This is a genomic window from Archangium sp., from assembly GCF_036389735.1.
Lineage (GTDB): Bacteria > Myxococcota > Myxococcia > Myxococcales > Myxococcaceae > Archangium.
On sequence record NZ_DASVWK010001009.1, the window covers coordinates 1 to 8,150 of the forward strand.

Consider the following 8,150-nt stretch of genomic DNA (forward strand, 5'->3'; position numbering starts at 1 on the left):
ACGCTGGGCGTTGGGGTGATGGGCGGGCGGGTGAAGCCGCTCATCGCGAAGAACAGCCCGGTGCCGGTGAGCGCCAAGGACCTCTTCTACCCGGGAAGCCACGGGCAGAAGGAGGCGCGCATCCCCATCTACCAGGGCGAGAGCGACCTCCAGGACGAGAACCGCAAGCTGGGCGAGGTGGTGCTGCGCAACCTCCAGGGCTCCTCGCGCACGGACACGCCGCTGGAGGTGACCTTCGAGCTGTCCAACGAGGGCACGCTGGCCGTGCGCGCCGCGGACCTGAAGACGGGGCTGACCGAGACGGTGAAGCTGGAGGCGCGTCCCCACCTGCCGGGAACGGAGGCCGAGCGGCTCGTGAAGGAGCAGGCCGCCTACGCGCAGAAGCAGGCGAAGGAGGACGTGAAGAAGACGGAGGAGACGTTCCGCAAGCTGCTGGAGCGCGGGGAGAAGCTGGCGAAGCTGCTCCAGCAGAGCGCCACCGAGAACCCCGGCACCGAGGCGGAGGCGGCGGTGACCAACGTGAAGTCGCTGCTGGACTCCGGCCGCGCCGCCCTGGAGACGCACGACATCGAGCAGTGCGCCCAGGTGTCACGGCAGCTCAACCAGCTCCTGTCCTCGGGCCGCTGAGCGGCTCCTCGCGGGCCGCGTCGGGGGTCTCACGTCGTGCCGGGCGCCGCCGGGGTCTCCTGGGCGGCCGTGTGGTCCTGCCGGGTCGGCTTCAGGGGAGCCAGCTCGAAGGTGCGCTCCGGCTTGTAGCCGAGGACCCACAGCCACACGGGCCAGATGAAGGCGCCTCCGATGCAGGGACCGATCTGGAACTCCTCGTCGCGCTTCATGAGGGTCTCGAAGTCCTCGTACCCCTCCTTCGTCAGGCGGATGCGCGTGACCGAGCCGACGATCTTCGTATCCGAATAGGTATAGGGCGTCTTCCCCACCTTGCTGCCGTCGATATAGAGGTTGGCCTCGCCGGGCTCGCTGCGGATGAGGGTGGTGCTGGCACAGCCGGCGGTGAGCTGGAGGACGGTGCTGGCCGCGACGAGCCGCATGAAGCGCTTGGATTGAAGGGTCATGACAGCGCGGGATAATGTGCGCGCCGCGATGGTGTCAATTTGCACGATGGTGTCCGCGCTGGTGCTGTCGGCCTCGCCGCCCGGGCCCTTCGGCGACACCCGTCACCCCGTGACCCGGGACGTACGGACAGCTCACCTCCCACGCATGCGAGCCGCTCCGTCCTCCGCCAGCTTCCTGGGAACGGCCCACGGCTTCTATCGCAGTGTCCTCACCCCCATCGACGGTCCGCGCTGCGCCCACCGGCCCACGTGCTCGGTCTACTCGCGCGAGGCGCTGGAGCGCTACGGCCTGGTGGTGGGGGTGTGGCTCACCTACGACCGGCTCCTGCGTGACGCGCGCTCCTCCTCGGTGCGGCTGCTGCCCGTGCACCTCGAGGGCGGGCGGCTCGTGTACCTGGACCCGCTGACGGAGAGTGCCTTCTGGTTGCCCTGACCCTGCTCGTCGTGACGCTGGTGTGTGGCTCCGAGCCCGAGCAGCTCGGCTTCGCCCAGGCCCTGCTGGAGGAGGGAGACCACTACCGCGCCATTGGCGAGTACAAGCGCTTCCTCTACCTGTACCCGGAGTCACCGGCCGCGGACGAGGCCCGGCTCGCCATCGCCCGCGCGTATGTGCGAGGCGGACAGACCGAGGCCGCCGTGGACCACCTGCGGTCGCTCTCCGGGCGCTCGCCGGAGTGGCGGACGCGCTCGCTGTTGGAGGTGGGTTGGGCACGACAGGCCGGGGGAGACTTCGGGGCCGCCGCCCGTACCCTGCGCTCCTTCCTGTCCGAGCAGGGGCCGCCGCACTCACCGGAGCAGGAGGACCGGGCCCGGTACCTGCTCGGGTGGGCCTTGCTGAACCAGGGGGAGGGCGCTGGAGCGGCGGAGGCCTTCGCCGCCGTCTCCTACTTTCCCGGACAGAAGTCCCTCACCGAGGCCGCCCGCAACTGGAACGCCCTGCCGCGCAAGTCGCCCCTGCTGGCCGGAGTGCTCTCGGTGGTGCCGGGGGCGGGCCACGTCTACCTGGGCGAGCCCGTGACGGGGCTGGCCGCCTTCGCGTGGAATGGTCTCTTCGCCTTCGCCCTCTACGAGTCCATCCGCCGCGAGCAGGTGGGCCTCGCGGTGCTGCTCGGCGTGCTGGAGTCCCTCTGGTACTCGGGCACCCTCTTCGGGGCGGTGAGTGGCGCCCAGAAGTACAACCGGGACGTGCGTCGCGAGGCGCTCGACCGGTTGCGGACCGGGTACGACGCGCATCCCGAGCAGTGGCCCCTGGCTCCCCCCGTACGTTGAGGCCCCTGGGGGCGGGCTCTCGGTTTTCCGGCTGTCTCGCGCTCCCGGCCACGATTTTCCGTGGCCCCCGCGCGCCCCCGGGTGACGCCTAACTCCGCGAAATCCCGAGCGTCCCCGTGTGTACCGCCCCCTGGCACACGGGTGGCAGTGTCCGCGGCACGAAGACGGGCCGGAAGACGAGGAGTCGGAACATGCTTGGGAAGAACCGTGGTTGGCTGGGGCTCGCCCTGCTGGGGCTCGTGGGGTGCGGCCAGAAGGGGGAGATCCCCGAGAATCAGCCGGTACAGATGACGGCGCGGCTGGAGTCCTTCGGGACCTGCGGGGCGCTCGAGTCCTATATCGAGGACGCCGCGGTGCTGGACATGCGCACCACGCTGGAGCGCTCCAAGCCCTCGTACTGGAGGAATGGAGGGGGGTGGGGCGGCCCCGTGATGGAGGACGGCGCCTCGGTGCCTGGCTCGGCCCCGCCGAGCGCTCCGAGCACCGGAGGCGGCGCCACGTCCGGGTCCGGGCCCACCAACCACACCAGCACCAACAACCAGGTGGCCGGGGTGGACGAGGCGGACTTCGTGAAGAACGACGGCACGCGCATCTTCGTCCTCTCCGGGCAGCGGCTGTACGTGCACCGCTCCTGGCCGGCCGAGTCGCTACAGGCCGTGTCCTCGATGACCATCGAGGGCTGGCCCCGGGAGATGTTCCTGCACGAGGACAAGGTGGTCGTCTTCTCCGACGTGTACGAGCAGCGCTCGGCCTCGGGCAGTGGCGCCTCGTCGTCGGTGATGTGCGCGCCCATGGGCCCCTGCTACGGCTCCGCGGCCGCGTTCACCAAGGTGACGACGGTGAACGTGTCCGACCTGGCCTCGCCCCAGGTGCTGGGCGAGCTGTACCTGCCGGGCGGCTACCACAACGCGCGGCTGGCGGGCAGCTCGGTGCGGCTGGTGATGCGTGACCAGTTCCGCTGGCCGGGTGACATGCGCTGGTGGCCCGACTACTCGGAAGAACTCTGGAAGGACGAGGCCCGGCTGGAGAAGGAGCTCGACAAGCTGAAGGTCCAGAACGAGCAGCTCATCCGCTCGCGCAAGCTGTCGGACTGGCTGCCCGAGGGCCGGCGCAGGCGGCCCAACGGCACGGTGGAGGCGGTGGGCTACAACTGCCAGGACTTCCACAAGACGAACGCGCCCACGAAGCTGGGCATCGTCACCGTGGCCTCGCTGGACCTGGACGTGGCGGCGGAGCAGGCCCCGGGCCGCACCTCGCTGGTGACGGAGCCGGGCGAGGTCTACGCCACCGAGGGCGCGCTCTACCTGGCCACCCAGCACTGGTGGTGGTGGCCGGAGCCGGGTCAGAAGGAGCACACGTACATCCACAAGCTCGACTTGAGCCAGGCGCGGCAGGCCCGCTACGTGGCCAGCGGCACGGTGGAGGGACACCTGCTCGACCAGTTCAGCATGGACGAGCACGAGGGCGTGCTGCGCGTGGCCAGCACCCTCACCTCGCGCGTGCAGGACCCTGACAGTCCCTGGGGCCGCCTCGAGACGAGCAACCGCGTCTTCACCTATCGCGAGGAGGACGGGCAGTTGAAGCTGGCGGGGCGGAGCGAGGAGCTGGCCAGGGGCGAGCGCATCTTCAGCGCGCGCTTCATGGGCAAGAAGGGGTACGTGGTGACGTTCCGGCAGGTGGATCCGCTCTACACCTTCGACCTGTCGGACCCGGCCAACCCGCGCAAGGTGGGCGAGCTGAAGGTGCCGGGCTTCTCCACGTACATCCACCCGGTGGATGAGGGGCACCTGCTGACGATCGGCGTGCACATGGCGGAGAACGGGGACTGGCGCTCGCGCTCCCTCAAGCTGTCGCTCTTCGACGTGACGGACCCGGCCAACCCGCGTGAGTCCTTCACCCAGCTGGTGGGCACGGTCTACGGCTGGAGCGAGGCGCTCTCCGAGCACAAGGCCTTCAACTACTTCCCGGCCAAGGGGGTGGTGGCCATCCCCTTCACGGACTGGACGCCGAACTACTCCGGCGACTACTGGGCCAACTTCGTGAGCGAGCTGCGCGTCTTCCGCGTGGACCCGAACACCGGCTTCAGCCCGGTGGGGGCGCTGTCCATGAAGGACGTGTACCAGACGGTCAACTATCAGCAGTGGAGCTGGAGCTACTCGCCCCACGTGCGCCGCAGTGTGATGGCGGATGACTACGTGTACGCCATCTCCGACGCGGGCGTGCGCGTGTCCCACGTGAGCAACCTCGCGCAGCCGCTGGCCACCTCGCGCTTCGCTCCCCTCACGTACACCTCGCCGTAACGCGGCTCATGGTATAGGCGAGCCCCTCCATGTCCGCCTCCCTGCCTACCCGTCGACAGGAGCTCCGAGAGCTCTGGAAACTCGCCCTGCCCATCGCCATCGCGCAGGCGGGCCAGTCGATGATGAGCTTCGTGGACACGGCGGTGGTGAGCAGGGTCGGCACGCAGGCGCTGGCGGCGGTGGGGCTGGCCACGGCCGTGTTCTTCGCCATCAGCAGCTTCGCCATGGGGCTGCTGATGGGGATGGATCCCCTGGTGTCGCAGGCCTTCGGGGCGGGCAACCCGCGGCGCGCGCGGGGACTGCTCTGGCAGGGCAGCTACCTGGCGCTCAGCGCCGGTACGCTGCTGGCCATCCCGCTGGTGGTGGTGCCCCGGCTGCTGCCCCGACTGGGTGTGGACTTCGCGGAGCTGCCCCAGCTCCAGGACTACCTCGACTGGCGCGCGCCCAGCCTGCCGTTGATGTTGCTCTTCATCAACACGCGCACCTACCTGCAATCCGCCGCGCTTACCCGTCCGCTGGTGGTGGCCACCGTGGTGGCCAATGTCTTCAACCTGGGCGCGGACATCCTCTTCGTCTTCGGGGGCGAGGGGCTGCCGGCCTGGTTCGGGCCCCTGCGCCTGGTGCCGGCCATGGGGGTGAAGGGCTCGGCCATCGCGACGCTGCTGTGCTGCGTGCTCCAGTGGGTCATCGTCACGAGTGCGGTGCGCCAGATACATGTGCCGGGGGGCGTGCCCTCGGTGCGGCCGGTGCGGGCCGACCTCCTCCAGGCGGCACGGGTGGGGCTGCCCATCGGCCTGCACATCGCGGCCGAGGTGGGCGTCTTCTCGCTGGCGGGCGTGCTGGCGCGGTGGCTCGGCCCGGAGAGCATGAGCGCCCACCAGATCGCCATCTCCTATGCCAGCCTCACCTTCACGGTGGCGCTGGGCATCGGCAACGCCGGCAGCGTGCGGGTGGGCTGGGCCGTGGGCGCGCGCAACACGCCCCTGGCGCGGCGGAGTGGGATGGTGGCCTTCGCCTCGGGCGCGGGCTTCATGTCGCTGTGCGCCCTGCTGTTCGCGCTCTTCCCCCGGCAGCTGGCGGACCTGATGGGGACACCCGCCGAGGTGATTCCCCTGCTGGTGCCGCTGCTGATGGTGTGCGCCGTCTTCCAGATTTCCGACGGGGTGCAGGGCGTGGGCGCGGGCGTGCTGCGCGGGGCGGGGGAGACGCAGTTCACCTTCCTCGCCAACATGGTGGGGCACTACGTGGTGGGCCTGCCGGTGGCGCTGCTGCTGGGCTTCGGGCTGAAGCTCGGCGTGGTGGGCATCTGGTGGGGCCTGTGCGTGGGCCTCACCGCCGTGGCGCTCGCGCTCTTCTGGCGCTTCCAGCGCCAGAGCTCCGGCACCTTCCAGCCGCTGGAGGCGTGAGGGCGGTCGAGCGCCGCCCTCACCTCACCACGGCAGGTAGTGCTGAATCATCTCCCGCCACACCGGCCAGTCGTGCGTGCCGCCCCCCCAGATGGACAGGTGGTTGCCGATGTCCTTGCTCCACAGCACCTTGGACATGCTCTCGTTCGACGGCCGGCAGAAGTCGTGCTCGCCCACCGCCAGCACCATCTCCACCTTGCGCAACGCCGCGAGCTGCGCCGCGTCGTTCATCCCCGGCAGCCACTGCATGCTCGAGTGGTAGTACACGCTCTCGTCGTGATGGCCGTCGAGGAAGTCCTCCGTCTCGAACTTGCCTCCCATCGACACCAGCCGCCGGAAGGTGTTCGGGTGCCGCAGCCCGATGTTGTAGGTGTGGAAGCCTCCGAAGCTGCAACCGCCCAGCGTCAGCCGGCCCCCCGTGCTGCGCGACATCAGCAGCGGCACCACCTCGTGCAGCAGGTACGCCTCGTACGCCGCGTGCCGAGCCACCCGGTCATGCGGGTGGATGGACTTGTTGAACCAGCTCTCCTCGTCCACCGAGTCCGCGCACACCACCACGTAGCGCCCCGACTGGATGCGCTCCGCGATGGCCCCGATGAGGCCGAAGTCCTCTGCCTGGAAGAAGCGTCCCTTGCTGGTGGGCAGCAGCAATACCGGCTCGCCGGAGTGCCCGAAGAGCAGCAGCTCCATGTCCCGGCCCAGACGCTCGCTGTACCAGCGGTGATATTCCCGATTCATGGCCGCACCTTAACTCCGGGTGCGTGGGCCGTGAGCGGATTCCCGTCGCCGCGAACCGGCTGGTCGCGCGACAGTGAACATCTGCGGGGCAGGGCGGCTCAGAAGCGGAACGTGGGGCCGCCCATGATGGAGTGCAGTGGCTTGGCGCACGCGTTGGGCACCGCGGCCATCGAGTCCACGCGCACGTCGCACCACTGCCAGGCGGTGGAGACCGTGATGCCCAGGTGCTTGCTCAGCCACGTGTCCATGCCGAAGCGCACCGCCGTGCTCAGCCCGTCGTGCAGCATCCGTCGCGGAGACTGGAGGTCGTCCAGCGTGAGCGGCGTGGAGCGGCTCTGCGCCACGCGCAGCCCCACCCACGGGTTCACGCCCCCGTCCCGCAGGAAGCGCAGCCGCATCTCCACCCCCAGCGAGCGGTAGTCCAGCTCCAGTTGTTGGCCCTGGAGGCTGGCGCCCCACGTCTCGGCGACCTCGCCCACCACCCCGAGCGACAGCCCGAAGGGGGCTTCCACGCCCGCATAGGCCTGGATCGCGCCGCCCTTGGCACGCACTCCGGTGAGATGGTCGATGACGAAGCCGACGCTGGTGGAGGCGTAACCACGCCACTCGCCCGCTGCCGAGGTCCCCGCCCACAACGCCACCAACACGCTTCCGAGACTCGCGACGTGTCGCATTGGGTGCGGAGCTTAGCCCAGACCCGCCCCATCAGGTCCACCCACACCCGCTGTACGTCTCCCAGTGGGCCTCGAACCGCGGGCTGGACGGGATAAAGTCCGCCCCATGTCCCTGTCTTTCGAGGTGGCTGCTGCCGCGGTGCGTGATGCCCTCACCGACGCGGGTCGCGGTCTGGTGGAGCGCGAGGCCATGGTGGAGCTCGTGGCGCTGTGCGCCGTGGCCGGTGAGCACCTGCTCGTCATCGGCCCGCCCGGCACCGCCAAGAGCGAGGCCGTGCGCCGCACCGCGCGGGCCCTGGGGGGCGGCTACTTCGAGTACCTCCTGGGCCGCTTCACCGAGCCCTCGGAAATCTTCGGTCCCGTGGACCTGCGCAAGCTGCGCGAGGGCCTCGTGGAGACGGAGACGGCCGGCATGCTGCCGGAGGCCGAGGTGGCCTTCCTCGACGAGGTGTTCCTCGGCTCCACCGCCATCCTCAACACCCTGCTGGGCCTGCTCAACGAGCGCGTCTTCCGGCGTGGCCACACCCGGATGAACTGCCCCCTGCGCGTGTGCGTGGGCGCCTCCAATGCCCTACCCGAGGACGAGGCGCTCGCCGCCTTCGCCGACCGCTTCCTCGCGCGCACCTTCGTGGAGCCCGTGCCGGACCCGCGTCTGGAGGACCTGCTCGCGGGCGGTGCCTCGCTCTGGCGCTC

The 8,150-nt window shown here is 69.9% G+C and carries 9 protein-coding genes; 6 read left to right on the plus strand and 3 right to left on the minus strand.

The window, feature by feature from the left end; genetic code table 11:
* Positions 1-627, plus strand: a 627-nt coding sequence (locus VF794_RS35970; RefSeq protein WP_331117642.1) for an Hsp70 family protein, incomplete at its 5' end; no start/stop codon positions are given.
* Between the two features lie 29 nt (positions 628-656).
* Here VF794_RS35970 and VF794_RS35975 read toward each other — a convergent pair.
* Entirely contained in the window at positions 657-1,070 is a 414-nt protein-coding gene (locus VF794_RS35975; protein ID WP_331117643.1) for a PEGA domain-containing protein, read from the minus strand.
* On the opposite strand from VF794_RS35975, the gene yidD reads away from it, so the two are divergent.
* The 4 genes from yidD to VF794_RS35995 all read left to right on the plus strand — a co-directional run bounded on the left by yidD (position 1,069) and on the right by VF794_RS35995 (position 6,045).
* Complete coding sequence (yidD, locus tag VF794_RS35980) at positions 1,069-1,503, plus strand: membrane protein insertion efficiency factor YidD (protein WP_331117644.1); 435 nt, start codon at positions 1,069-1,071, stop codon at positions 1,501-1,503. The two genes, VF794_RS35975 and yidD, sit on opposite strands and share 2 nt — an antisense overlap.
* A gap of 11 nt (positions 1,504-1,514) precedes the next feature.
* A complete protein-coding gene (locus tag VF794_RS35985; RefSeq protein WP_331117645.1) occupies positions 1,515-2,339 on the plus strand; it encodes a tetratricopeptide repeat protein in 825 nt (274 codons plus the stop codon).
* 191 nt (positions 2,340-2,530) lie between these two features.
* On the plus strand, positions 2,531-4,639 hold the full coding sequence (locus VF794_RS35990) for a beta-propeller domain-containing protein (RefSeq protein WP_331117646.1): 2,109 nt from the start codon (positions 2,531-2,533) through the stop codon (positions 4,637-4,639).
* A 29-nt stretch (positions 4,640-4,668) separates the two neighbouring features.
* Positions 4,669-6,045 (plus strand): MATE family efflux transporter, encoded by a 1,377-nt coding sequence (locus tag VF794_RS35995; protein ID WP_331117647.1) that lies wholly within the window; start codon positions 4,669-4,671, stop codon positions 6,043-6,045.
* 24 nt (positions 6,046-6,069) lie between these two features.
* On the opposite strand, the gene VF794_RS36000 is transcribed toward VF794_RS35995, so the two are convergent.
* Both VF794_RS36000 and VF794_RS36005 read right to left on the minus strand, forming a co-directional pair.
* The gene (locus VF794_RS36000) at positions 6,070-6,783 is read right to left on the minus strand and encodes an esterase family protein (RefSeq protein WP_331117648.1); all 714 of its coding nucleotides are present in this window, start codon (positions 6,781-6,783) and stop codon (positions 6,070-6,072) included.
* A 98-nt stretch (positions 6,784-6,881) separates the two neighbouring features.
* A complete protein-coding gene (locus tag VF794_RS36005; RefSeq protein WP_331117649.1) occupies positions 6,882-7,430 on the minus strand; it encodes a hypothetical protein in 549 nt (182 codons plus the stop codon).
* A 133-nt stretch (positions 7,431-7,563) separates the two neighbouring features.
* Between VF794_RS36005 and VF794_RS36010 the strand changes: the two genes are divergently transcribed.
* Positions 7,564-8,150 (plus strand): AAA family ATPase (locus tag VF794_RS36010; protein ID WP_331117650.1); only part of this gene is annotated, 587 nt, incomplete at its 3' end.